Raw genomic sequence first — 24,097 nt, forward strand, 5'->3', positions numbered from 1 at the left:
CGGACGAACGGGACCAGCGTCCGCTCGCCCCCGTCTCGCGGACCACCAGGAGGTCGTGCGCGGGCGACGGGTCGAGCCCCTCGACGGTGCCGACGACCGTCCCGTCCGCGAGCTCGGCCCGCAAACCCGCGAGCTCGTGCGGATACCAGGCGTCCTCCTCGTCGGAGGCGTCCGCCTCGACGACGAGCTCGACGCCCCGCAGCCCCTCCGCCGCGGTCCGGTCCGAGGCCTCCGCGAAGTGCACGTACCACGCGCCGTTCTGGGTGCGGACGCCGTCGAGCGTGAGCGGTCCCGCGGACGCCGGGACGGTCGTGAGACGCTCGCCCACCCGCAGCCGCGACGCGGGGTCGTCGGTGCGCACGTCGAGGCGTACCTCACCGCGCAGCCCGTGGGCGCGCCCGATGCGTGCGACGGTCAGCTCCATGGCGTCCGGTCTCCTTGGGGTGGTGTGAGTGCGCGTGAGGCCCGGTCCCACCGGGACCGGGCCTCACGCGTCGTGCTCAGGCTGCGGGCCGCATCGATCGGATGCCGGTCAGCGGCGGTCGACGTCCACGACGTCGACGCGCACCGGCTCGTCACCCGCGAGCGCGCCGACGACCGTGCGCAGCGCACGCGCCGTGCGCCCGCCACGACCGATGACCCGCCCGAGGTCGTCCGGGTGGACCCGGACCTCGAGAAGGTCGCCGCGACGCGTCGCACGCGACGCGACACGCACGTCGTCCGGGTTGTCGACGATCCCCCGGACGAGGTGCTCGAGCGCGTCGGCGAGCATCAGGCCTGCTCGTCGGAGCCGGGCTCCTGCTCCTCGGCCGGCTCGGTCGCCTTGGCGGCGGCCTTCTCGGCGACGGTGGCCTTGTGCTTCTCGGCGGCCTCGGCGGCGGCGGCGACCGCGGTCGCGGCGTCGGCCTTGTCGCCCTTGACCTTCAGCGTGCCCTCGGCACCCGGCAGGCCCTTGAACTTCTGCCAGTCGCCGGTGATCTTGAGGAGGGCGAGGACCTGCTCGGTCGGCTGCGCACCGACGCCCAGCCAGTACTGCGCGCGCTCGCTGTCGATCTCGATGAACGACGGCTCCTCGGTCGGGTGGTACTTGCCGATCTCCTCGATCGCGCGGCCGTCACGACGGGTGCGCGAGTCGGCGACGACGACGCGGTAGTACGGGGCCCGGATCTTGCCGAGGCGCTTCAGACGGATCTTGGTGGCCACAGTGGTGGTCTCTCCTGGTTCGTGGGGTGAGGTCCGTGCCCGCACCCGGTGGGGCCAGGGGCGGTGATGGACCAGGGACGCGGCAGTGCGCGGAGAGAGGGGCCGGGCACGCCGAGTACGGGTCCATTGTGCCAGACGACGACAACCGGCTCCAAGCCGAGCCGCCCGACCGTGCACCGGCGGGCGGCGCCCTACCGGCGCGGGTTCTCCCCCGCGACGATCACGGCGCGCGGCGACCGGAGCACCGCGATATCCTCGCGCGGGTCCGCGTCGTACACGACGAGGTCGGCGACTGCGCCCTCGACGAGATGCCCGAGGCCGAGGAACTGCCGGGCACGCCAGCTCGCCGCGGCCACGACCTCCGACGCCGGGACGCCCGCCTTCACGAGCTCCACGCACTCGTCGGCGAGCCGGCCGTGCTCCATCGTGGTGCCCGCGTCCGTGCCGACGAGCAGCGGGACGCCCGCGTCGAACAGCGCGCGCACCTGGGCGTAGCGGTTCTCGTGCAGCCGGCGCATGCGCTCGGCGTACCGCGGGTACTTCCCGTCCGCCTGCGCGGCGAACCGGTCGAACTGCGCGACCTGCAGGAGCGTCGGCACGACGGGGATACCGCGCTCGGCCAGCTCGCCCATGAGCTCGGGCGGCACGCCCGTGCCGTGCTCGAGGCAGTCGACGCCCGCGGCCAGCAGACCGGGGAGGGCCTCCGCGGAGAACGTGTGCGCGGTGACGCGGGCCGCCTCGCCGTGCGCCACCGCGACCGCCTCCGCGAGGATGTCGTCGGGCCACAGCGGCGTGAGGTCGCCGTCCACGCCGAGGTCCCGGTCGATCCAGTCCGCGACGAGCTTGACCCAGCCGTCGCCGGCGCGGGCCTCGCGGCGCACCGCCTCGGGCAGGTCGGCGACGTCGGCGAGCTCCTCGGCGAGGCCGCGCACGTACCGCCTCGGCCGGGCCAGGTGGCGGCCGGCACGCACGATGCGGGGCAGGTGGGGGCGGTGCACGAGCGGAGAGGTGTCCGTCGGCGAGCCGGCGTCGCGCACGGCCAGCACGCCCGCCCGGCGGTGGGCGCGCGCCTGCTCCTCGGCCTCCGCCAGCCCGACGGCGCCGTCCGGGCCGAGCCCGACGTGCGCGTGCATGTCGACGAGCCCGGGGAGCACCCACCCCTCGATGGTCCGCTGGTGCGTGCCGGGCGCGGACGGCCGGGTGAACGACACGACGCCGTCCTTGACCCACAGCTCCGTGAGCTCCCGGTCGTCCCCCAGCAGCACGTGCCCGCGGATGTGCAGCGACGGTCCCTCGAGCGCGGACATCTGGCTCCTTCACGACTCGCGACCCGACACGGGTCGCTGGGGCCCGGGCGATCAGCGACGCGACCGGCCCGGCGACGAAACGATAACGGCTCGGCGAGCCGTCATCGACCCAGGTACTTCTCCAGGTCCGGGGGCAGCTCCAGGCCGTCGAGCCCGCCGCCGGTCGAGGCGGACGGCCCCGTCCCGCGCCCGACGCCGAACGCCGAGCCAGGAGCGCTCGGGCCCGCGACGGTCTCGCCCGCGGCCCGCGCCGCGGCGGCCCGCTCCTGCGCCGCCCGCTTCGCGGGGTTGCCGGACTTGCCCTTCACCTTGCGCTGCGGCGCCTGGCGTCCGCGGGCCTTCTTGCCGCCGCCGAGACCCGGGATCCCACCCATGCCGGGCATGCCCGGGACGCCGCCCCCGCGCGCGACCTGGCGCATCATCTTCTGCGCGTTCTCGAACCGCTCGAGGAGCTGGTTGACGTCCGTGGTCGTCGAGCCGGAGCCCTTGGCGATGCGCGCGCGGCGCGAGCCGTTGATGATCTTCGGGTTCTCGCGCTCGGCGGGGGTCATGGAGCGGACGATCGCCTCGATGCGGTCGACCTCCCGCTCGTCGAAGTTCTCGATCGCGTCACGCATCTGGCCCATGCCCGGGAGCATCCCGAGCATCTTCTTCATCGAGCCCATGTTCTTGAGCTGCTGCATCTGGACGAGGAAGTCGGCCAGCGTGAAGTCCTGGCCGGCCTCGACCTTCGCGGCCATCTGAGCGGCCTGCTCGGCGTCGAACGCCTTCTCCGCCTGCTCGATGAGCGTCAGCACGTCGCCCATGTCGAGGATGCGCGACGCCATCCGGTCCGGGTGGAAGACCTCGAGGTCGGTGAGCTTCTCGCCCGTCGACGCGAACAGGATCGGCCGGCCCGTCACGCCCGTGACCGACAGCGCGGCACCACCGCGCGCGTCGCCGTCGAGCTTGGACAGGACGACGCCGGTGAAGTCGACGCCCTCCTCGAAGGCCTTCGCGGTCGCGACGGCGTCCTGGCCGATCATCGCGTCGATGACGAACAGGACCTCGTCGGGCTGCGTCGCGTCGCGGATGTCCGTGGCCTGGCGCATGAGCAGCTCGTCGACGCCGAGGCGGCCCGCGGTGTCGATGATCACGACGTCGTGCTGACGCTGGCGCGCGGTCTCGACGCCGTCGCGCGCGACGGCGACCGGGTCGCCGATGACGGGTCCGTTCTCCGCGTCGGCGCCGCTCTGGTTGCCCGGGTGCGGCGCGAACACCGGGACGCCCGCGCGCTCGGCGACGACCGAGAGCTGGGTGACCGCGTTGGGGCGCTGCAGGTCGGCCGCCACGAGGAGGGCGTGTGCCCCTGGTCCTTGAGCCAGCGGCCCAGCTTGCCCGCGAACGTCGTCTTGCCGGCGCCCTGGAGGCCCGCGAGCATGATGACGGTCGGCGGGGTCTTCGCGAAGCGCAGCGTCCGGGTCTCGCCGCCGAGGACGCCGACGAGCTCCTCGTTGACGATCTTGACGACCTGCTGCGCCGGGTTGAGGGCGCCCGACACCTCGGCCGAGAGCGCCCGCTCGCGCACCTGGCCGGTGAACTCACGCACGACCGGCACCGCGACGTCCGCGTCGAGCAGGGCACGGCGGATCTCGCGGATGGTCGCGTCGATGTCCGCCTCGGACAGACGACCCTTGGTGCGCAGGTTCTTGAAGGTCTGCGCGAGCCGGTCGGAGAGCGTGTTGAACACCAGGGGACCTCAGTGGTTCGGGAACGTGGGGCACGGGGACGGAGCCCGGTCTGCCAGGGCGTCCCCAGCCTACCCGGCGGGCTCGGCCTCCCCGGTGTCGGCGCCCCCGACGGGTGTTCGCGGAGGGCGATCATCGTCAGCCCGGTGAGGTCGTCGACGAGCCGGCGCCGCCACGCGGTCCACGCCCCCGGCCCGAGCGACGACGTGTCCGCCTCCGTGAGCGCGCGGAGCGCCTCGAGCAGGTCGGGCCGGTGGTCCACGGCCGCCGCGAGCTCCGCGACCGTCGCCGGGTCGTCCGGGTCCGAGCCCACCGCGAGCCGGGACAGCGTGAGGTGCTCGCGGACGAGCAGCGTGACGTCGTCGCGCACCGACGGCTCGAAGCCCATCCGGTCGAGGATCGCCGGCACGAGCCGGGCGCCCTCGACGGCGTGGTCCTCGGCGCCTGCGCGCTTGCCGATGTCGTGCAGCAGCGCGGCGAGCAGGAGCGTATCGGGCAGCGCGACCTGGCGCTTGTCGCGGGCAGCACGGGCGACGACCTCGACGAGGTGCCGGTCCACGGTGTGCCGATGGATCGCGGCGCGCTGCGGCCGGTTCCGGACGCCCGCCCACTCCGGGATCCACGTCGTCACGACGCCGGCCAGGTCGAGCGCCTCCCACACGGGCACCTGGGCGTGCCCGCTGCCGAGCAGCGTGAGGAACGCCTGACGGGCCGCGCGGGGCCACGGCTCGGGCAGGGCCGGGCAGCGCGCCAGCGAGCCGACCGAGACCGGCGAGAACACGAGACCCGTGCGCGCGGCCGTCGCCGCGGCGCGCAACGGGAGGACCGGGTCGGCCTCGGGGTGCGCGTCGACCGCGAGGACCAGCTCGCCGTCGTGCTCGACGAGCCCGTCGCCCACCGGACGCAGCCGGGGGCCGCGCGCCGTCCCCGGACGAGCACCGGCCGCGCGAGGCGCGGTCGCTGGAGGGCCTGGCGCGCGCGCCGGACGGTCGTGTCGAGCGCGTAGCTGATCTCGCGGCCCGCCTCGGCGAGCCCCGCGAGCAGCGCGTCGCCGTCGTCGTAGCCGGACACGCCGGCCACTTCCTCCAGGTCCTGCAGCACGAGCCGGTTGGTGCGGCGCCGCGCGACGACGTGCACGGCGTCGCGCACGTCGAGCAGGTGCGTGGTGGCACGGTCGACGTCGCCGTGGGGACGGTCGGTGAGCCAGGTCGCGGCGAGCGCGGAGAGCACCACGGCGTCGCGGATCCCGCCCCGCGACTCCTTGAGGTCGGGCTCGATCAGGTACGCGAGCTCGCCGAACCGGTCGGCGCGCTCCTTGGTCGACGCGAGGAGCTCCGGGAGCCGGCGACGCGACGCCGACCGCCAGTCCCCCAGCACCGCGGACGCCGCCCGGTGCACGACGACGGGGTCGCCGGCCACCGGGCGCACGTCGAGCCAGCCGACGGCGGCGGGCAGATCCTTGGACGCGACCTGACGGCACTGCGAGAGCGTGCGGACCGCGTGGTCGAGCTCGACCTTCGCGTCCCAGAGCGGGTACCAGAGCCGCTCCGCCACCCGGGTGACCGTCTCGGCGTCGTGGGTCCGGCCGTCGTGGACCAGCACGAGGTCGAGGTCGCTGGCCGGGCCGAGGTCGCCGCGGCCCAGGCTCCCGACCGCCGCCAGCGCGAGGCCCGGCACCGCGCCGTCGTCGTCCGCGAGGCCCGCGGTCGCCTCCGCCCAGAGCGTCCCCAGCGCGCCGTCGACGAGCGCGACGAGCGCGGCACGCCGCGCGACCCCGCTGCGACCGGGCCCGGAGAGCCGGGCGCCGGTCTCGAGGAGGGCGGACCGCAGGTCCCGGACCCCGACGGGGCCCGGGACCTGCGGCTGCTCCTCGACAGGCTGCTGCCCCCGGCAGGCTGTCCGTGGGTCATCGGTTAGAGGGCCTCCGCGCCGGTCTCACCGGTGCGGACCCGGGTGACCGCGTCCACCGGGACGGTCCACACCTTGCCGTCACCGATCTTGCCGGTCTGCGACGCCGACACGATCGCCTCGGTCACGGCCGACGCGTCCGGGTCGTCGACCAGGACCTCGACGCGGACCTTCGGGACCAGGTCGACCGTGTACTCCGCGCCGCGGTAGACCTCGGTGTGACCCTTCTGGCGCCCGTACCCGCTCGCCTCCGAGACGGTCATGCCCTTGACGCCGGCGGCCTCGAGGGCCGACTTCACGTCGTCGAGCCGGTGGGGCTGGATGATTGCGGTGACGAGCTTCATGCCGAGATGCCCTCCTTGACGCGCCCGCCGGTGGCGGGGGTGGTGTCGTACGCGGTCTCGCCGTGGAGCGCGAAGTCGACGCCGCCGACCTCGTCGGCCTCCGCGACCCGCAGACCGGTGATCGCCTTGATGATGAGGCCGATCACGTAGGTCAGGACGAACGAGAAGACGACCGCGATGGCTGCGACCACGACCTGGGTCGCGAGCTGGGTCACACCTCCACCGTAGAGGAGGCCCCGCTCCGCGCCCTCGGGCAGGAACCCGCCCTGCTTGTCGGTGGCGAGGAAGCCGATCAGGACGGTGCCGACGATGCCGCCGACGAGGTGGACGCCGACCACGTCGAGCGCGTCGTCGAAACCGAACCGGAACTTCAGGCCCACCGCGAGAGCGCACAGGACGCCCGCGACGAGGCCGATGATCATCGCGCCGTAGGAGTCGACCGCGGCCGCGGCCGGGGTGATCGCGACCAGGCCGGCGACGACGCCGGACGCCGCGCCGAGCGACGTGGCCTTGCCGTCACGGAACTTCTCCGTGGCCATCCAGGCGAGCATCGCGACGCACGTGGCCACGAAGGTGTTGATCCACGCGCGGCCGGCCGTGCCGTCCGCGGCACCCTCGGAGCCGGCGTTGAACCCGAACCAGCCGACCCACAGGAGCGCGGCGCCGAGCATGACGTACGGCAGGTTGTGGGGCCGCATGGGCTCCTTGGGCCAGCCCTTGCGGCGGCCCAGGATCAGCGCGAGCGCGAGGCCCGCCGCACCGGCGTCGATGTGGACGACCGTGCCACCCGCGAAGTCGATCGGCGTGGACAGCGCGCTCGCGATGGGGCCGTCGCCGCTGAGCAGGCCGCCGCCCCAGACCATGTGGGCGAGCGGGAAGTAGACCGCCGTCACCCAGACCGCCGAGAAGGCGATCCAGCTGCCGAGCTTGATGCGGTCGGCGATCGCGCCGGTGATGAGCGCGACCGTGATGACCGCGAACGTCGCCTGGAACCCGACCGCGACCAGGGCGGGGACGCCGCCGCCGCCGAGGAGGCTGTTGTCGTCGGTCAGCCCGACGAGCCCGAAGTACTTGAACGGGTTCGCGAAGATCTCGTTGATGCCCGACGTGTCCGTCGAGAAGGTCATCGAGTATCCGTAGAGGATCCAGATGAAGCCGACGACCCCGGCGGCGACGAAGTTCATCACCATCATGTTGAGGACCGACTTCGAGCGGACCATGCCGCCGTAGAAGAACGCCAGCCCGGGGACCGTCATCATGAGGACGATGACCGCGGACGTCATCATCCAGGCCGTGTTGCCCGTGTCCAGCTTGAAGGCGTCCGCCGCCATCAAGGCTCCTGTTGCCATGTGCCCGTCTCTCCCTCCGCCGACCTGGGCGGCCGGTCGGGGACAACGTTCTCGGCGACGGGTTTCGCCCGGTCGCGGAGCGTGTTACAGGCAGGTGACATACGCCGCCCGGGCGTAAATGTTGGGTTTCGCGGCGGCCGCGGGCGGCCGGTCGGGCGTCCCCGTCAGTCGCCGAGCAGACCGTCGACGAAGGCCTCCGGGTCGAACGGCGCGAGGTCGTCGGGACCCTCGCCGAGGCCGACGAGCTTGACCGGCACCCCTAGCTCGCGCTGCACGGCGACGACGATCCCTCCGCGCGCCGTGCCGTCGAGCTTGGTCAGCACGATGCCCGTGACGCCCGCGACCTCGCCGAACACGCGGGCCTGCGTGAGCCCGTTCTGGCCGGTCGTCGCGTCGAGCACGAGGAGCACCTCGGTGAGGGGCGCCTCCTTGGTGATCACCCGCGTGATCTTCCCGAGCTCGTCCATGAGGCCGGCCTTGTTCTGCAGGCGCCCCGCGGTGTCGACGACGACGACGTCCACGCCCTCCGTACGCCCCCTGCGGACCGCGTCGAACGCGACCGCGGCAGGGTCCGCGCCGTCGCGGTCGGAGCGCACCGTCGGGACGCCGACGCGCGAGCCCCACGTCTCGAGCTGGTCCGCGGCAGCCGCGCGGAAGGTGTCCGCCGCGCCGAGGACGACGCTGCGCCCCTCCGCGACGAGCACCCGGGAGAGCTTGCCGATGGTCGTGGTCTTGCCGGTGCCGTTGACCCCGACGACGAGCACGACGGCGGGCACCTCGCTCCCGTCCGGACCCGGGTGGCGCTCGGTCGCGAGCGAGCGGTCGAGGGTCGGGTCGACGATCGCGAGGAGCTCCGAGCGCAGGAGCTCGCGCACCGCTGCCGCATCCTTGACGCCCTCGACGCGGACGCGGGTCCGCAGCGCCTCGACGATCTCGCCCGTCGGGCCTGCACCGACGTCGGCGAGGAGCAGGGTCTCCTCGAGCTCGTCCCAGTCGTCCTCGGTCAGGTGGTCGCGGGACAGGACCGCGAGCAGGCGCGCACCGAGCGGCGAGCCGGAACGGGCCAGACGGCCGCGGAGCCGGACCAGGCGGCCGGCAACGGGCTCCGGGCGCTCGAGCTCGGGCGCGACCTCGGCCTCGGCGACCTCGGGCTCGACGGCCGGCGCCTGCGGGGCCGTGGCGGTCGGCGACGGTGACTCAGGAGACGGCGGGGCCTCGGCGACCGGAGGGGCCGCGGGCGCTCCACCGGCCCGACGCCGACGCGACGCGCCGACCCGGTTCCCGACGAGGCCCGCCACGACGGCGACGAGCACGACAGCGATGACGATCCACAGCCAGAGGTCCACGCGGACCAGTGTCCCAGGCTCGGAGGTCCCGGCCCACCCGACCCGCGCCGGGCGAGGCGCTCAGCCGGTCGGCGGCGTCGGCGCGCTCAGCCGCGCGCGGCGTGCCGCCAGTCGTGCCAGTCGCGGTTCGCGTCGTCGGGCTCCGACCACTCGAAGACGTCGTCGAGCTGCGTGTCGACGACGGGCGGCGCGAGGTGCGCGGCCACGGCGGTCGCGCGGTCCGGGTGCTTGCGCGCGAGCCGCTCGGCGCGGATGTCCTGCCAGCCCGCCCGGAAGTCGGCGACGAACCCGCGCATGCCGGTAGCGGGCAGCTCGGGGTTGTCCCGACGCTCGACCCGGAGCACGGCGTAGAGCACCGCGACCGCGGCGACGAGAGCGACGACCATCCAGAACCAGAGCTGCACCACGGTCCCAGTATCGGCGACCAGCCTGGGGCCGCACCTCGGGCACCCTGTGCGTTTCCGAATCGATACCGACCTTCACCCAGGGCACACAACTGCTCCGTATCCGTGACCTCGCCGTGATGTGGGCGGGGCCCGACGGTCCTGCCTGGGGGCGCAGGGCGGGGTGAGGGCGCGACGGGCCCGCGGCGCCGAGTACGAGGGCTTCCGCCGAGTTCGAGCACTCGTCCCTCGTACTCGACGGAAACGCTCGTACTCGGGAGCGAAGACGAGCCGGCCGGGCACCGACGCGCGAAGGCGACCCGACGACGTGAGCGGGGGTCGGGGTGTGTTGTGCGCCGTCGTGGCGGGTCTGGCGGGAGCCGGAGCGAGGAACGAGCGGAGGCGGATGGAAGCCGGCGCACAACACACCCCGTCCCCCGCGGACCAGACCCACGAACGGGGCACCACCTACGCGCCGACCGGCTCCTCCGACCGCAGCCGCTGCGAGATGACCGTCGTCACGCCGTCGCCGCGCATCGTCACGCCGTAGAGGGCGTCCGCGATCTCCATGGTGCGCTTGTGGTGCGTGATCACGATGAGCTGGGAGTCGCGCTGGAGCTCGGCGAAGATCTCGAGGAGCCGCCCGAGGTTGGTGTCGTCGAGGGCGGCCTCGACCTCGTCCATCACGTAGAACGGGCTGGGCCGCGCCTTGAAGATGGACACGAGGAGCGCGACGGCGGTCAGGGAGCGCTCGCCGCCGGACAGCAGGGACAGCCGCTTGACCTTCTTGCCGGCGGGGCGTGCCTCGACCTCGATGCCGGTGGCGAGCATGTCGGACGGGTCGGTGAGCACGAGCCGCCCCTCGCCGCCGGGGAACAGCCGGGGGAACACCTGCTCGAACTGGGCGGCGGTGTCCGCGTAGGCCTCGGCGAAGACCCGTTCGACGCGCTCGTCGATCTCCTTGACGATCTCGAGCAGGTCGGCGCGGGACTTCTTGAGGTCGGCGAGCTGCTCGGTGAGGAAGGTGTGGCGCTCCTCGAGGGCGGCGAACTCCTCGAGGGCGAGAGGGTTGACGCGCCCGAGCTGGCCGAGGCGGCGTTCGGCGGTGCGCAGGCGCTTCTCCTGCTCGGCCCGGTCGAACGGCACCTCGCGGGGCGGGGCGTCGGGGTCGTCGTCGGGCGCGGCATCGAGGACCGGGACGGACCGGTGCGGGCCGAACTCGTCCACGAGCACCTCGGGGTCGACCCCGAGCTCGTCGACGGCGCGCTGCTGGAGCTGTTCGACCCGGAGCTGCTGCTGGGCCCGTGCGACCTCGTCGCGGTGGGCGACGTCGGTGAGGTCGCGGAGCTCGCCGACGAGCTTCTCGACGTCGGCCCGCGCGCTGACGAGCCCGACCTCCCGTTCGGCGCGGGCGGCCTCAGCGGCGGCGCGCTCGTCGGCGGCCTGGGCGACGGCCCGTTCGACGGCGGCGAGCGCCAGCCCGGCGCCGGTGACGACGGCCTGGGCGCGTGCGGCCTGGACGGCGCGGGCCCGTTCGCGTTCGGCGGCGACGCGGCGAGCCTCGCGCTCGGCGGCGGCCGCGCGAGCGAGCGACTGGGCGCGCCCCGCGAGCGCTCGCGCCCGCTCCTCGCTCGTGCGCAGGGCGAGGCGCGCCTCGGTCTCCTGCTGCCGTGCCGCCGTCGCCGCCTGCGCCCGGGCGTCCTGCTCCTCGGTGGCTGCCTCGATCGCGTCCTCGGACTCCTCGGGGGCGAGCTGGGCGGCCTCCAGGCGAGCCGTGAGCGCTTCGAGCGCCTCCTCCTGCTCGACGAGCGACGCCTCCGCCGTCGCGAGGCGGTCGCCCGCGCGCTCGGCCTCGGCGCGCGCCGCGCGGGCGGTCGCGCCCAGGTGCCCGAGCTCCTCTGCGACGGCCGCGAGGCGCGCGTCGGACTCGTTGAGGCGTGCGAGGGTCTCGTCGTGGCGGGCGCGGGCGGACTCCTCGGCCTGGGTAGCACCGGCCAGCTCGAAGCGGGCCCGCTCCCCCGCCGCGACCGCGACCTCGAGCGCGTGGCGCCCCTCCTCGAGCGCGGCCTGCAGGTGCAGGACACCGGGGGACGACGCCGACCCGCCCGCGGCGTGCGCGCCCGCGAGCAGGTCCCCGCCGAGCGTCACGACGCGGACGGCAGGGTGCGCGGCGACGAGCGCCCGCCCGTGGGCGAGGTCCGGCACGACGACGACGTCCGCGAGCAGCGCGTCCAGCCCCGCCCGCGCCGAAGGGGCCGCGGTGACGGCCTCGGTGGCCCACCGTGCACCGTCGGGCAGCGTGACGCCGCCCGGACGAGAGGGGCCGGCGGCACCGGGCTCCCCGACGACGAGCGTCGCGCGACCGGCGTCCTGCTCGCGCAGCCAGCGCAGCGCGTCGACCGCGGCGTCGAGGGACTCGACGGCGACGGCGTCGGCCAGCGGGCCGAGGGCGGCGGCGACCGCGTCCTCGAACCCGGGCTCGACGGCGAGCGTCGCCGCGACGGACCCGAGCGTGCCCGGCTGGTCGTCGGCGAGCAGGGCGCCCGCGCCGTCCTTGCGGTCGAGGCTCAGCTCGAGCGCCTCGACGCGCGCGGACCACTGCGTGCGGTCGCGCTCGGCATCGGCGGCCTGCTCCTTGAGCCCGGCGACCCGGGCGACCGCGGCCTCGAGAGCCCCGGCCGCCTCCTCGTGCTCGGTGTCGAGATCGACCTCGCCGGCCTCGTCGCCCACGACTCGGGCCTCCAGCTCGGTGAAGCGCGCGCCGGCCTCGGCCCCGCGCCGCTCCGCCTCGGCGACCGCCTCGCGGATCCGGCCGAGCTCGGCCTGGGTCGCCTCGACCCGACTGCGCTGGGCGGCCACCTGGCCGGACAGCCGGGCGAGCCCCTCGCGCCGGTCGGCGGACGCACGCTGCAACGCCGCGAGCGCGCGCTCCGCGGCGGTCGCGGCGTCCTCGGCCCCGGCCCGCGCCTCGACGGCCTCCTCGAGCCCAGCGCGGGCGAGCTCGACCTCGCTCGTGAGCTCACGCTCCGCGTCGCGGGCACGCTCCGCCTGCGCGTCGAGGTCGTCGGGGTCGGCGCCGCGCTGGAGCGGCTCCGCGGAGCCGAGCAGCCGGAGCCGCTCGGCCGCGAGCGTCTGGGTGCCGCGCAGCCGCTCGCGCAGCGCCGACAGCCGGTAGTACGTGTCGTTGGCCTCCGTGACGGCCGGGCTGGCCGCGGCGGCCTGCTGCTCGAGCCCGGTCAGCGCCTCGCGCGCCGCGGTGAGAGCCGCCTCGACGCGCGCCTGCTGCTCGCGCAGCGCCGTCTCGCCGGCGAGGTCCTGCTCGAGGGACGCGAGCGCCTGGGCGAGGTCGTCGGCGAGCAGACGGGACCGCGCGTCGCGCACGTCGGCCTGGATGAACTGGGCCTTGCGCGCCACCTCGGCCTGGCGGCCGAGCGGCCCGAGCTGGCGCCGCACCTCCGACGTGAGGTCCGCGAGCCGCGTGAGGTTGCCCTGCATCGCGTCGAGCTTGCGGACCGCCTTCTCCTTGCGCTTGCGGTGCTTGAGGACGCCAGCGGCCTCCTCGACGAACCCGCGGCGCTCCTCGGGCGTGGCCCGCAGGACGGCGTCGAGCTGTCCCTGCCCGACGATGACGTGCATCTCGCGCCCGATCCCCGAGTCGGAGAGCAGGTCCTGGATGTCGAGGAGTCGGCACGACGACCCGTTGATCGCGTACTCGCTGCCGCCGCTGCGGAACAGCGTGCGGCTGATCGTGACCTCGGAGTACTCGATGGGCAGCGCGCCGTCGGCGTTGTCGATGGTGAGCGAGACCTCGGCACGGCCGAGCGGGGGCGCCCCGCTGTGCCGGCGAAGATGACGTCCTCCATCTTGCCGCCGCGCAGCGACTTGGCCCCCTGCTCGCCCATCACCCAGGCCAGCGCGTCGACGACGTTCGACTTCCCGGAGCCGTTCGGGCCCACCACGCACGTCACGCCGGGCTCGAACCGCAGCGTCGTCGACGACGCGAACGACTTGAACCCGCGGAGCGTGAGGGTCTTGAGGTGCACGACGCCGAGCCTAGTTCGGGAGGCGAAGGAATCCAGGGACCTCGACGCCGACCTCACTCCGGGTCGGCTCGTGCCGGAACCTCACAGGCCGGGGAACCAGAGCCCGATCTCGCGCTCGGCGGACTCGACCGAGTCGGAGCCGTGGACGAGGTTCTGCTGGACCTTGAGGCCCCAGTCGCGGCCGAGGTCGCCGCGGATCGTGCCGGGCGCGGCGGCCGTCGGGTCCGTGGCGCCCGCGAGCGAGCGGAAGCCCGGGATGACGCCCTGGCCCTCGGCGACGACCGCGACGACGGGCCCGGACTTCATGAACTCGACGAGCGGGGCGTAGAACGGCTTGCCCTCGTGCTCGGCGTAGTGCGCGGCGAGGAGCTCGTCGGAGGCGGTGAGCAGCTGGACGGCGGCAAGCGCGTAGCCCTTGGCCTCGATCCGTCGCAGGACCTCCCCCACGAGGCCGCGGCGGACGCCGTCGGGCTTGACGAGGACGAGGGTGCGTTCGGTGCTGTTCGGCGTGCTCATGGGCCACACCCTACCGGCGCGACGACGGCGTCCTCGCCCTGCTCAGGCGTCCGGACCGGTGCCTGCCCGACGGCGGCCGCGCACCTTCGGCTCGACGTTCGGCGCCGTCTCGGGGTGCTCCGCGTCGTACACGGCGCGCTCGGCGTCGACGCGCCCGCCGAGCCGCAGCGCGGCCACCCAGAGCACGGCGAAGATGCCGCCGGCGACGAACATGAACGGCACCGCGAGCCCGCCCGCGATGACCGGGACCTGCACGAGGGTGCCGGCGAGGTAGCCGCCCGGTGCCGTCACGAGCCGGGACAGGACGAGCAGCACGACCGACAGCACGAGGCCGACCGTCCAGATGACGGCTCCGCTCGGCGGGTCGAACAGCGGCCAGGCGTTCGGGACGGTCCGCAGCCCGTACGCCACCAGGGTGCAGAAGAAGACGACGAACGCCTCGAGCAGCAGCACGGTCTGCGTGAACTGGGGCTTGGCGGCGGCGCGCGGCTTGATCCGGTCGCCCGGCAGCGGGACGTCCTTGGGCAGGGTGCGACGCTGGGGCTCGGGGCGCGCGGGGCCGTCGGAGGGGTGCTGCTCACCGCTCCAGGATACGGTCCGGCGCGGGCGCTTCGGCCCGCGAAGTAGACGTCCGCGCCATCTACCTCGCGGTCAGGCGTGGTCGGCGGGGCGCGGGTCAGGCCTCGCCGAAGCCGCCCTCGATCGCGCCCGCGACGGCGTCGAGAGCCTCGTGCGCCTGCGGACCGCTCGCGGTGACCTCGACCTCCTGGCCGCCAGTGACCCCGAGACCCATGAGCTCGAGCACGCTCGCCGCCTCGACCCCGCCGACGGTGACCTCGGCATCGAAGCCGGAGGCGGTCCGGGCGAGCTCGGCAGCCGGGCGGGCGTGCAGACCGAGCGGGTTGCGGATCGTGACGGTCCGGCGGAGCACCGCGGCAGCATCGCGTGCACCGGGACCGGCCTCGCCGCCGCCCTCCGGAGGCGGGGACGTCGGGGGCGGCCCGGGGCTCGCGGTCGGCGCGAACGTACGGCCCGCTTCCTCCGCGACGCGCAGGACGGCGTCCGCGGGCTCTCCCCGTTCGCGGCGACGGCCGACGCGACGGCGCCCTCCACGAACGGCGCCGTCGCCAGGTGCACGCGGGCGGCGGCGTCGGGGTCGAGGAACTCGACCACCGACTCGACCGTGAGGATCGCCGAACCCAGGTCGGCCAGCACGACGACGCCGTCGGCCGCCGCCAGGGCCCGGCCGATCGCGTCCTGGACCCGGTCGAAGTCGGTGCCCAGGCCGCCGTCGGGCAGGCCGCCCGCCGCCTCGATCGTCACCGCGGGCGCCATCTGCGCGGCCAGCCGCGCCGTCCCACGAGCGAGCTCGTCGGCGTGCGAGACGAGGACGAGCGCCGTCGGGGTGCGACCGCCGGGATCCGTCACGGCTCGGGCTCCGACGCGACCACGCCGGCCGCGAGGATGAGCGCCGTCGACGTCGCGCCCGGGTCCTGGTGGCCGATGCTCCGCTCGCCCAGGTAGCTGGCGCGGCCCTTGGTCGCGAGCAGCGGGATCGTCCCCTCGGCGCCCTTCTGCGCCGCTTCGGCCGCCGCCGCGAACACGGCGCGCGCGTCACCGCCGCCGTCGGCTGCCTGCACCGCGGCCTGGACGGCGGGGCTGAGCGCGTCGACCATCGTCTTCTCGCCGACCGTCGCCTTGCCGCGCGCCTGCACGCCCTCGAGCGCCCCCTCGAGGACGGCGACGACGCCGCGGCCGTCCAGCTCGGGCAGGTCGGCCACCTTGGCAGCCCGCAGGAACGCCGTCCCGTACAGCGGGCCTGCGGCGCCCCCGACGGTCGACATCAGCGTCGTCGCGACGAGCTTGAGCACGTCGGAGACGTGCGCCGGCGGCTCCGGAAGGGCGTCGAGCTTCGCGACGACCGCCGTGAAGCCACGGTTCATGTTCTCGCCGTGGTCGCCGTCGCCGATCTGCCGGTCGAGCTCGGTCAGCTCCTCCTTGTTCGCCGCGATGCTGCGCGCCGTCTCCCGGACCCAACGCTCCGCCCAAGCCACGTCAGCCGCCATTCCGCCCTCCTCGTTCTCGTCGTCCGCGCTCGCCGCGCACCCCGGGTCCAGCCTCACGCGGCCGCGTCACCACCGCAGCGCGGCCGTGTGCACCGGGGCGTCCCAGAGCGTCGTCAGCTCGTCGTCGAACCGCAGGACGGTCACCGACGCGCCCTGCATCTCGAGCGAGGTCACGTAGTTGCCGACCAACGACCGCGCGACGACGACGCCGCGTGCCTCGAGCAGCTTGCGCGCCTGACGATAGACCACGTACAGCTCCGACGACGGCGTCCCGCCCATGCCGTTGACGAACAGCAGCACGTTCTCGCCCGAGGCGAGGTGCAGGTCCTCCGCGACCGGGTCGAGCAGCCGCTGGGTGATCGCGTCGGCGGGCTCGAGCTTGATGCGGTGCCGGCCCGGCTCGCCGTGGATCCCGATGCCGATCTCGACCTCGTCCTCGGGCAGGTCGAAGCTCGGCTTGCCGCTCGCCGGCACCGTGCACGCCGTCAGCGCCACGCCCATCGAGCGCACGTTCGCGTTGACGCGCGTCGCCACAGCCGCGACTCCCGCGAGGTCGTCGCCGCGGTCCGCGGCCGCTCCCGCGATCTTCTCGACGCAGACCGTCCCGGCCACCCCGCGCCGGCCCGCGGTGTACAGGGAGTCCTGGACGGCGACGTCGTCGTTGGTGATGACGGTCGCGACCTCGACGTCCTCCGCCTCGGCGAGCTCGACCGCCGTCTCGAAGTTCAGGACGTCGCCCGTGTAGTTCTTCACGATCGCGAGGACGCCCGCACCCCCGTTCGCGGCCACCAGCGCCGGGGCGATCTGGTCCGGCGTCGGCGACGTGAACACGGGTCCCGGGACCGCGGCGTCGAGCATGCCCTGCCCGACGAACCCGGCGTGGAGCGGCTCGTGGCCCGAGCCGCCGCCCGAGACCAGGCCGACCTTGCCCTCGACGGCCCCGCCCACGCGGCTCACGTAGATCGGGTCGTAGTGGGCCTCGACGATGTCGGAATGCGCCGCGACGAAGCCCTCGACGGACTCGACGACGGCGTCAGCGGGATCGTTCAGCAGCTTCTTCACTGTGCTCGCCCTCCGTGGCAGTGGTCCAGCGCCCCGGAGGCTCCGGGGCGACGTCGTCGGCGTGCGCCGCCCCCGCCGTGCCCGCCGTCTGAAACCATCAAACACCGGGGCGCGCGTCTGCGCGCGGCACCTGAAACAACGTGCACGACAGCCCCCGCAGGACGTGCCTGACGCAGACGCGTCGGAGGGAAGGGGCGCGCGGTCGTGGTGGGTCTGGCGGGAGCCGAGCGAGGGACGAGCGAGGCGGATGGAAGACCGCGCGCCCCTTTCCTCCGCCGCGTCGACCCCCTCAGCCGCGGCCGAGGAGGATGCGGGCGTCCGCCGCCATGATGACCGAGCCCGTGACGACGACGCCCGTGCCCGCACCCACGCCGGTCTCGTCGCCGGCCTCCGCGAGGTCGACGGCGACCTGGAGCGCCTCGGAGAGCTGATCCGCGACGTGCACTCGGTCCTCGCCGAACACGTCGTTCGCGATCTCGGCGAGCTCGTCGGGCGGCGTCGAGCGCGGCGACGACGACTGCGTCACGACGATCTCCGCGAGGACCGGCTCGAGCGTCGCGAGGACGCCCTCGGCGTCCTTGTCGCCCAGGATCCCGACGACGCCCACGAGGCGCGTGAAGGCGAACGCCTCGTCGAGCGCGGCCACGAGAGCCTCGACGCCGGCCGGGTTGTGCGCCGCGTCGACCACGACCGTCGGAGACGACCGCACGACCTCGAGTCGCCCGGGCGACGTCGCGTCCCCGAACGCGGCCTCGACGACCCCGCCGTCGAGCGCGCGCCCGCCCGTGAGCAGCGCCTCGCCCGCCGCGAGCGCCAGCAGCGCGTTGTGCGCCTGGTGCTCGCCGAACAGCGGCAGGTAGACGTCCTGGTAGACGGCGCCCGGGGTGCGCAGCGTGAGCATCTGCCCGCCGACGGCGACGGTCCGCTCGACGACGGCGAGCTCCGCGCCCTCCCGGAGCAGCCGGGCGTGGCGCGCCCGTACCACCGCGGCGATCTCCTCCGCGGCCTCCTCGACCTGGTCGGCGACGACGACGGTCGCGCCGTCCTTGATGATGCCCGCCTTGGTGTGCGCGATCTCCTCGATGGTGTCGCCGAGCCACGCCTGGTGGTCGAGCGCCACCGGCGCGATGACGGCGACCTCCGCGTCGAGCACGTTCGTCGAGTCCCACTCGCCGCCCATGCCCACCTCGACGACGGCCACGTCCACCGGCGCGTCGGCGAACGCCGCGTACGCGAGCACGACGAGCACCTCGAAGAAGGACAGGCGCGCACGGCCCTCGCCCTCGAGCTCGGCGTCGACGATCTGGACGTACGGGAAGACGTCGTTCCAGATGTCGACGAACCGCTCGGCGCTGATCGGCTCCCCGTCGACCTGGATCCGCTCGGTCACGCTCGTGAGGTGCGGGCTGGTGAAGAGCCCGGTCCGCAGGCCGTGCTCGCGCACGAGCCGCTCGGCCATGCGCGCGGTGCTCGTCTTGCCGTTGGTCCCGGTCACGTGGATGGCGCGGAACGCGCGCTGCGGGTCGCCGAGGACCTCCATGACGCGCTGCACCCGGTCGAGCGACGGGTTGATCTCGTGCTCGGGCGCCCGCGCGACGATGTGCGCCCAGATCCGGTCGAGGTCCGCCTGCGCGGCCACGTCCTCGGCGGCGCGCTTCGCGTCGGCGCCCTTCTTCCGGGCCTGCCCCTTCCCCGCACCCGCCGGCCGGGCGCTCATGCCCGCACCGCCCGGCTCACGGCGACGACGGGCGCGCGGTCCTGCGCGGCGTCGGCCAGCGGGGCGAGCTCGATGCTCGTCGCGAGCGTCTCGGCGCCGAGGAAGTCGCGGTGCCCCTCGACGTCGGCCAGGTGCTCGGCGGGCACCTCGAGGTGCAGGTCGATGCGGTCGGCGACGTCGAGGTCGGCGGCCTTGCGCGCGTCCTGGACGGCGCGCACGAGGTCGCGCACGTAGCCCTCGGCGCGCAGGGCGTCGTCGAGCGCGAGGTCGAGGACGACGAACCCGCCGCCCGGCAGGACCGCGGCCCCCACGTCGCCGCCGGTGTCCCCGGCACCACCCTCGCCGCCCCCGACGACCGTGCTCAGCTCGTACTCGGCGGGCTCGAGCGGCACGTCGCCGTCGGGCGTGCGCACGACGACGGCGTCCGCGTCGGACACGAACCAGTCCCCCGCCTTCGCCGCCTTGATGACGGCCTGGACCCCGCGTCCGAGGCGCGGGCCGGCGGCGCGCGCGTTGACCGCGAGCCGCTGGCTGATCCCGAACCGCTCGGCGGCCCCGGACTCGAGCCCGGCCAGCTCGACGGCCTTGACGTTGAGCTCGGTGGCGAGCAGGTCGGCGTACGGGGCGAGGGCCTCGGGGTCGGCGACGACGACCGTGAGCCTCGCGAGCGGCTGACGCACGCGCATCTGGTGTGCCTTGCGCACGCCGTGCGCGGCGGAGACGACGGCGCGGACCTCGTCCATCGACGCCACGAGCGCGTCGGCGGCGGCGTCCCCGAAGGCCGCGAGCGCCGGCTCGTCCACGGTCGGCCAGTCGACGAGATGCACAGAGCGCCCGCCAGTGAGCCCGCGCCAGACCTCCTCGGTGACCAGCGGGGCGAGCGGCGCCATGACGCGGGTCAGCAGCTCGAGCACCGTGTAGAGGGTGTCGAACGCACGGGGTCCTCGGCCCAGAACCGGTCGCGCTGGGTGCGCACGTACCAGTTGGTGAGCACGTCGAGGTGCTCGCGCACCGCCTCGCACGCGGCCGCGACGTCGTACGCGTCGAGGAGCGCGGTGGTCCGCTCCACGAGCGACCTGGTGCGCGCGAGGACGTAGCCGTCGAGCGCCCCCAGCCTCGCGGCGTCGTCGGCGCCGACCGTCCGCGCGACGTACCCGTCCCCGCCGTTCGCGGCCCCCGCGTACAGCGTGAAGAAGTAGTACGTGCTCCACAGCGGCAGCAGCACCTGGCGGACGGAGTCGCGGATGTTCTCCTCCGCGACGACGAGGTTCCCGCCGCGCAGCACGGGGCTGCTCATGAGGGACCAGCGGACGGCGTCCGAGCCGTACGCGTCGAACATCTCCATGGGGTCGGGGAAGTTGCGCAGCGACTTGCTGGCCTTGCGGCCGTCGTCGCCGAGGATGATGCCGTGCGAGACGCACGAACGGAACGCGGGCCGGTCGAACAGCGCGGTCGACAGGACGTGCAGCAGGTAGAACCAGCCGCGCGTCTGCCCGACGTACTCGACGATGAAGTCGCCCGGGAAGTGGTGCTCGAACCACTCGGTGTTCTCGAACGGGTAGTGCACCTGGGCGAACGGCATCGAGCCCGAGTCGAACCACACGTCGAACACGTCGGGGATGCGCCGCATCGTCGAGCGGCCCGTGGGGTCGTCGGGGTTGGAGCGCGTGAGCTCGTCGATGAAGGGGCGGTGCAGGTCGGGCTCGCCCGCCTCGTTCGTGGGCACGCGGCCGAAGTCGCGCTCGAGCTCCGCGAGCGACCCGTACACGTCGACGCGCGGGTACGCCGGGTCGTCGCTCTGCCACACCGGGATGGGCGAGCCCCAGTAGCGGTTGCGGCTGATCGACCAGTCGCGGGCGCCCTCGAGCCACTTGCCGAACTGGCCGTCCTTGATGTGCTCGGGCGTCCAGGAGATCTCCTGGTTGAGCTCGACCATGCGGTCGCGGAACGCGGTGACGCGCACGAACCAGCTCGACACGGCCTTGTAGATCAGGGGTTCCGGCAGCGCCAGCAGTGCGGGTAGGAGTGCTGGTAGGTCTCGTGGCGCACGAGCACGGGGCGCTCGGCGACGGCGCGCCGCTCGACGGGGCCGGCGACGCGCTTGAGGTCCGCGATGATCGTCGGGTTCGCGTCGAAGACCTGCTCGCCCGCGTAGTCGCCGACCTGCGTCGTGAACCGGCCGCGCGCGTCGACGGGCACGACGGGCCGGATCCCCGCCGCGTCGCAGGCCGCCATGTCGTCCTCGCCGAACGCGGGGGCGAGGTGCACGACGCCGGTGCCGTCCTCGATCGTGACGAAGTCCGCGACGAGCACCTGGTGGGCGTTCTCGTGCCCGACGAAGTAGTCGAACGGCGGGTGGTACGTCGCGCCGGCGAGGTCCGCGCCGCGCACGGTCGCGAGGACCGTCGGCTCGTCGCCGAGCTCGCGCGCGAACGCCGCGAGCCGCGGCTGCGCGAGCAGGACGCGCTCGCCCGGGTGCTCGTCGGCGAACGGTGACCCGTCCTGCGGCTGCACGACGACGTAGTCCACGTCCGGCCCGACGGCGACCGCGAGGTTGGAGGGCAGCGTCCACGGCGTGGTGGTCCAGATCAGGACGAGAGCGCCGTCGACGACGGAGCGCACCTCGGGCGCAAGCGCCGCCGCGGGCGAGCCGTCGCGCGCACCCGCCAGGCGCAGGCCGACCGTGACCGCCGGGTCCTGGCGCGACGCGTACACGTCGTCGTCCATGCGCAGCTCGTGGTTGGACAGGGGGTCTCGTCGCGCCAGCAATACGGCAGCACGCGGTAGCCCTCGTACGCGAGGCCCTTGTCGTGGAGCTGCTTGAACGCCCACAGCACCGACTCCATGAAGGTGACGTCGAGCGTCTTGTAGTCGTGCTCGAAGTCCACCCAGCGGGCCTGCCGCTCGACGTACTCCTCCCACTCCTTCGTGTACTTCAGCACCGAGGTCCGGCACGCGTCGTTGAACGCCGCGATGCCCATCTCGTCGATCTGCGACTTGTCCGTGATCCCGAGGATCCGCTCCGCCTCGAGCTCCGCCGGCAGGCCGTGCGTGTCCCACCCGAAGCGCCGCTCCACCCGGCGGCCCTTCATGGTCTGGTAGCGCGGGACGACGTCCTTGACGTAGCCCGTGAGCAGGTGTCCGTAGTGCGGAAGCCCGTTCGCGAAGGGGGGCCGTCGTAGAAGACGAACTCGTTGCTGCCGTCCTCGCCCGCCGGCCGCTGGTCGATCGACGCCTGGAACGTGCCGTCCGACTTCCAGAAGGCGAGCGTGCCCCGCTCGACGTCGGGCAGGTTCGGGGACGCCGGGACGCGCGCGTCGTCACCGGAACGGTGCTGGGGGTAGTGGGCCATGGGGTTCGGCTCCTGGGCGATCGAAGGGCGGCAAGCCTGCGGTGGACCTGGGTCGTGCACTCGTGCGAGGACGACCCGGCCGACCGGTGACCCGGCTCGGCGGACCGCGGTACCACCCCGCTTGTCGCCGGCGCTCCGGCGACCGCTCCTTCAGGGCTGTGACGGGCCCTCCCGTCCGGTTCTACTGAGCCTCGCCGTGCCGTGCGCTGCGCCGGAGACCAGACTGGTCGGGGCGGGAGCGCGACGCTGAGGCCGTTCTTCCGGAGGCTCGCCGGTGATGGCCGGGTCGACGCCTTGTGCCCCCATCGTAGCGGGCCGCCGCGGGCCCCGGACAGCGGAAAGGGACCATGGCCGACCCGACGACCACCGCCCGGACCACGACCGTCGGCATCGGTGCGCTCACCGCGATGGTCGTCGGCTCGATGGTCGGCGCGGGCGTGTTCTCCCTGCCGGCGCGCTTCGCGGAGCGGACGGGCGTGTGGGGCACCCTCGGGGCGTGGGCCGTCGCCGGGGCCGGGACGCTCACGCTCGCCCTCGTCTTCCAGACGCTCGCCGTGCGCCGGCCCGGGCTCGACGCCGGCATCTACGCGTACGCGAAGACGGGCTTCGGCGAGTACCCCGGCTTCCTGTCGGTGATCGGCTACTGGGCGAGCGCGTGCGCGGGCAACGTCACCTACTGGGTGCTCGTGATGTCGACGCTGGGCGCCGCCTTCCCCGCGCTCGGGCAGGGCGACTCGGTGCTCGCCGTCGTCCTCGCGAGCGTCGGGCTGTGGGCCGTCTTCGCGCTCGTGCGACGCAGCGTGACCGGGGCGGTCGTGGTGAACCGCGTGGTGACGGTCGCGAAGGTCGTGCCCATCGTCGTGTTCGTCGTGCTCTGCGCGACGCTGCTCGACCCCCGCGTGCTCGCCGAGAACCTGTCCGCACCCTCGTCCGCGGGGTCGTTCTTCTCGCAGCTCAGCGGCGTCACGCTCGTCACGGTCTTCGTGTTCCTGGGCGTGGAGGGCGCGAGCGTCTACTCCCGCCACGCCCGCCGGCGGCGCGACGTCGGCCGCGCGACCGTCCTCGGGTTCGTGTCCGTGCTCGCGCTGTTCGCCTCGGTGTCGGTCGTGTCGTACGGGATCCTGCCGCGCGACGAGCTCGCGGGCCTGCGGCAGCCGTCGATGGCCGGGGTGCTCGAGGCCGCCGTCGGAGGATGGGGCCGCGTCGTCGTGAGCGTCGGGCTTGTCGTGTCGGTGCTCGGCGCGTACCTCGCCTGGACCCTGATGGCCGCGGAGGTGCTGCTCGTGGCCGCGCGCGACGGCGACCTGCCGCGGCTCCTGTCGCGGTCGGACGCGCGGGACACCCCCGTCCCGGCGCTGTTCCTCACGTCCGCGCTGGCACAGGTGCTGCTGCTCGTGACGCTCCTGTCCGCCGACGCCTTCGACTTCGCGCTCGACCTCACGGCCACGCTCGCGATCGTCCCCTACGTGCTCGCGGCCGGCTTCGCGGTGCGCGTCGGCGTGCGCGACGCGCGGCGCGGGGAGACGGTCGTCGCCGTCCTCGCGACCGCGTACACCCTGTTCCTCCTGGTGGCCGCGGGTCCGGCCTACCTGCTCGTGATCCTCGTCGTGTACGCGCCCGCGAGCGTGCTCTTCGCGCGCGCCCGACGGGAGGCCGGCCGCCGTGCCTTCACGCGCGGCGAGCTCGCCGGGCTGTGCGCGATCTGCCTGGGCGCCGTCGTCGGGATCGTGTGCCTGGCCGCGGGTGCGGTGCACCTGTGAGCGCGGGCCGGCCC

The 24,097-nt window shown here is 74.3% G+C and carries 20 protein-coding genes and 5 pseudogenes; 2 read left to right on the forward strand and 23 right to left on the reverse strand.

Features of this window, described 5'->3' with window-relative positions; genetic code table 11:
- Positions 1 to 94 precede the first annotated feature (94 nt).
- The 7 genes and pseudogenes from QQK45_RS23530 to QQK45_RS22695 all read right to left on the reverse strand — a co-directional run.
- Positions 95 to 424: pseudogene (locus QQK45_RS23530) on the reverse strand (ribosome maturation factor RimM); the annotation flags it as partial.
- Between the two features lie 108 nt (positions 425 to 532).
- Positions 533 to 772 carry an RNA-binding protein gene (locus tag QQK45_RS20465; RefSeq protein WP_036951536.1) on the reverse strand — a complete coding sequence of 80 codons (240 nt, stop codon included), beginning with the start codon at positions 770 to 772 and terminating at the stop codon, positions 533 to 535.
- On the reverse strand, positions 772 to 1,203 hold the full coding sequence (gene rpsP, locus QQK45_RS20470; RefSeq protein ID WP_284294768.1) for a 30S ribosomal protein S16: 432 nt from the start codon (positions 1,201 to 1,203) through the stop codon (positions 772 to 774). Before rpsP ends, QQK45_RS20465 begins: the two co-directional genes overlap by 1 nt.
- 191 nt (positions 1,204 to 1,394) lie before the next feature.
- Complete coding sequence (locus QQK45_RS20475) at positions 1,395 to 2,510, reverse strand: amidohydrolase family protein (RefSeq protein WP_284294769.1); 1,116 nt, start codon at positions 2,508 to 2,510, stop codon at positions 1,395 to 1,397.
- A 101-nt stretch (positions 2,511 to 2,611) separates the two neighbouring features.
- Positions 2,612 to 4,239, reverse strand: a pseudogene (gene ffh / locus QQK45_RS20480) (signal recognition particle protein).
- Positions 4,240 to 4,592: 353 nt separating this feature from the next.
- Positions 4,593 to 4,904 (reverse strand): annotated as a pseudogene (locus tag QQK45_RS22690) (HD domain-containing protein); the annotation flags it as partial.
- A complete protein-coding gene (locus QQK45_RS22695) occupies positions 4,865 to 5,914 on the reverse strand; it encodes a [protein-PII] uridylyltransferase family protein (protein WP_348525311.1) in 1,050 nt (349 codons plus the stop codon). The pseudogene QQK45_RS22690 and the gene QQK45_RS22695, both read right to left, overlap by 40 nt.
- Here QQK45_RS22695 and QQK45_RS22700 point away from each other — a divergent pair.
- On the forward strand, positions 5,828 to 6,154 hold the full coding sequence (locus QQK45_RS22700; protein WP_348525390.1) for a hypothetical protein: 327 nt from the start codon (positions 5,828 to 5,830) through the stop codon (positions 6,152 to 6,154). The genes QQK45_RS22695 and QQK45_RS22700 overlap by 87 nt on opposite strands.
- Here QQK45_RS22700 and QQK45_RS20490 read toward each other — a convergent pair.
- The 16 genes and pseudogenes from QQK45_RS20490 to QQK45_RS22730 form a co-directional block, all read right to left on the reverse strand.
- Positions 6,151 to 6,489: a P-II family nitrogen regulator gene (locus QQK45_RS20490; RefSeq protein WP_036951550.1), complete on the reverse strand. Its 339-nt coding sequence runs from the start codon at positions 6,487 to 6,489 to the stop codon at positions 6,151 to 6,153. The two genes, QQK45_RS22700 and QQK45_RS20490, sit on opposite strands and share 4 nt — an antisense overlap.
- Positions 6,486 to 7,820, reverse strand: a complete 1,335-nt coding sequence (locus tag QQK45_RS20495) for an ammonium transporter (RefSeq protein WP_284294770.1) — start codon at positions 7,818 to 7,820, stop codon at positions 6,486 to 6,488. Before QQK45_RS20495 ends, QQK45_RS20490 begins: the two co-directional genes overlap by 4 nt.
- A 182-nt stretch (positions 7,821 to 8,002) precedes the next feature.
- The gene (gene ftsY, locus QQK45_RS20500; RefSeq protein WP_431310310.1) at positions 8,003 to 9,184 is read right to left on the reverse strand and encodes a signal recognition particle-docking protein FtsY; all 1,182 of its coding nucleotides are present in this window, start codon (positions 9,182 to 9,184) and stop codon (positions 8,003 to 8,005) included.
- An 86-nt stretch (positions 9,185 to 9,270) separates the two neighbouring features.
- The gene (locus QQK45_RS20505; RefSeq protein WP_284294771.1) at positions 9,271 to 9,591 is read right to left on the reverse strand and encodes a hypothetical protein; all 321 of its coding nucleotides are present in this window, start codon (positions 9,589 to 9,591) and stop codon (positions 9,271 to 9,273) included.
- Between the two features lie 444 nt (positions 9,592 to 10,035).
- A pseudogene (smc, locus tag QQK45_RS20510) lies at positions 10,036 to 13,610 on the reverse strand (chromosome segregation protein SMC).
- 81 nt (positions 13,611 to 13,691) lie between these two features.
- Complete coding sequence (gene ndk, locus QQK45_RS20520) at positions 13,692 to 14,126, reverse strand: nucleoside-diphosphate kinase (RefSeq protein WP_284294773.1); 435 nt, start codon at positions 14,124 to 14,126, stop codon at positions 13,692 to 13,694.
- 42 nt (positions 14,127 to 14,168) lie between these two features.
- Positions 14,169 to 14,579: a DUF4233 domain-containing protein gene (locus QQK45_RS20525; RefSeq protein ID WP_348525312.1), complete on the reverse strand. Its 411-nt coding sequence runs from the start codon at positions 14,577 to 14,579 to the stop codon at positions 14,169 to 14,171.
- Between the two features lie 223 nt (positions 14,580 to 14,802).
- On the reverse strand, positions 14,803 to 15,057 hold the full coding sequence (locus QQK45_RS22705) for an HPr family phosphocarrier protein (protein ID WP_348525313.1): 255 nt from the start codon (positions 15,055 to 15,057) through the stop codon (positions 14,803 to 14,805).
- Positions 15,058 to 15,257: 200 nt separating this feature from the next.
- A pseudogene (locus QQK45_RS22710) lies at positions 15,258 to 15,461 on the reverse strand (PTS-dependent dihydroxyacetone kinase phosphotransferase subunit DhaM); the annotation flags it as partial.
- Between the two features lie 89 nt (positions 15,462 to 15,550).
- Positions 15,551 to 16,192 carry a dihydroxyacetone kinase subunit DhaL gene (gene dhaL, locus QQK45_RS20535; protein ID WP_284294774.1) on the reverse strand — a complete coding sequence of 214 codons (642 nt, stop codon included), beginning with the start codon at positions 16,190 to 16,192 and terminating at the stop codon, positions 15,551 to 15,553.
- A gap of 66 nt (positions 16,193 to 16,258) precedes the next feature.
- Entirely contained in the window at positions 16,259 to 17,254 is a 996-nt protein-coding gene (gene dhaK / locus QQK45_RS20540; protein WP_284294776.1) for a dihydroxyacetone kinase subunit DhaK, read from the reverse strand.
- Positions 17,255 to 17,543: 289 nt separating this feature from the next.
- Positions 17,544 to 18,971, reverse strand: coding sequence for a bifunctional folylpolyglutamate synthase/dihydrofolate synthase (locus tag QQK45_RS20545; protein ID WP_284294777.1), 1,428 nt, complete (start codon positions 18,969 to 18,971; stop codon positions 17,544 to 17,546).
- Positions 18,968 to 19,885: a DUF5915 domain-containing protein gene (locus QQK45_RS22715; RefSeq protein WP_348525314.1), complete on the reverse strand. Its 918-nt coding sequence runs from the start codon at positions 19,883 to 19,885 to the stop codon at positions 18,968 to 18,970. Before QQK45_RS22715 ends, QQK45_RS20545 begins: the two co-directional genes overlap by 4 nt.
- Positions 19,870 to 21,543 (reverse strand): class I tRNA ligase family protein, encoded by a 1,674-nt coding sequence (locus tag QQK45_RS22720; protein WP_348525315.1) that lies wholly within the window; start codon positions 21,541 to 21,543, stop codon positions 19,870 to 19,872. Before QQK45_RS22720 ends, QQK45_RS22715 begins: the two co-directional genes overlap by 16 nt.
- A 16-nt stretch (positions 21,544 to 21,559) precedes the next feature.
- A complete protein-coding gene (locus tag QQK45_RS22725; RefSeq protein WP_348525377.1) occupies positions 21,560 to 22,108 on the reverse strand; it encodes a class I tRNA ligase family protein in 549 nt (182 codons plus the stop codon).
- Positions 22,060 to 22,323 (reverse strand): hypothetical protein, encoded by a 264-nt coding sequence (locus QQK45_RS22730; protein WP_348525316.1) that lies wholly within the window; start codon positions 22,321 to 22,323, stop codon positions 22,060 to 22,062. The genes QQK45_RS22725 and QQK45_RS22730 overlap by 49 nt, the downstream gene beginning before the upstream one ends.
- Before the next feature lie 347 nt (positions 22,324 to 22,670).
- Between QQK45_RS22730 and QQK45_RS20555 the strand changes: the two genes are divergently transcribed.
- Complete coding sequence (locus QQK45_RS20555; RefSeq protein WP_284294778.1) at positions 22,671 to 24,083, forward strand: basic amino acid/polyamine antiporter; 1,413 nt, start codon at positions 22,671 to 22,673, stop codon at positions 24,081 to 24,083.
- Positions 24,084 to 24,097 lie beyond the last annotated feature (14 nt).

Origin of the sequence: Luteimicrobium album (genome assembly GCF_030161555.1) — a bacterium.
Taxonomy (GTDB): domain Bacteria; phylum Actinomycetota; class Actinomycetes; order Actinomycetales; family Cellulomonadaceae; genus Luteimicrobium; species Luteimicrobium album.

Excerpts from the sequence above, each read along its gene's own strand:
- QQK45_RS20490 (WP_036951550.1), bottom strand. The coding sequence starts at position 6,489 with ATGAAGCTCGTCACCGCAATCATCCAGCCCCACCGGCTCGACGACGTG.
- ndk (WP_284294773.1), bottom strand. The coding sequence starts at position 14,126 with ATGAGCACGCCGAACAGCACCGAACGCACCCTCGTCCTCGTCAAGCCC.
- QQK45_RS22730 (WP_348525316.1), bottom strand. The coding sequence starts at position 22,323 with ATGGCCCACTACCCCCAGCACCGTTCCGGTGACGACGCGCGCGTCCCG.
- dhaL (WP_284294774.1), bottom strand. The coding sequence starts at position 16,192 with ATGGCGGCTGACGTGGCTTGGGCGGAGCGTTGGGTCCGGGAGACGGCG.
- QQK45_RS20495 (WP_284294770.1), bottom strand. The coding sequence starts at position 7,820 with ATGGCGGCGGACGCCTTCAAGCTGGACACGGGCAACACGGCCTGGATG.
- QQK45_RS20465 (WP_036951536.1), bottom strand. The coding sequence starts at position 772 with ATGCTCGCCGACGCGCTCGAGCACCTCGTCCGGGGGATCGTCGACAAC.
- QQK45_RS20555 (WP_284294778.1), top strand. The coding sequence starts at position 22,671 with ATGGCCGACCCGACGACCACCGCCCGGACCACGACCGTCGGCATCGGT.
- QQK45_RS20475 (WP_284294769.1), bottom strand. The coding sequence starts at position 2,510 with ATGTCCGCGCTCGAGGGACCGTCGCTGCACATCCGCGGGCACGTGCTG.
- QQK45_RS20545 (WP_284294777.1), bottom strand. The coding sequence starts at position 18,971 with ATGAGCGCCCGGCCGGCGGGTGCGGGGAAGGGGCAGGCCCGGAAGAAG.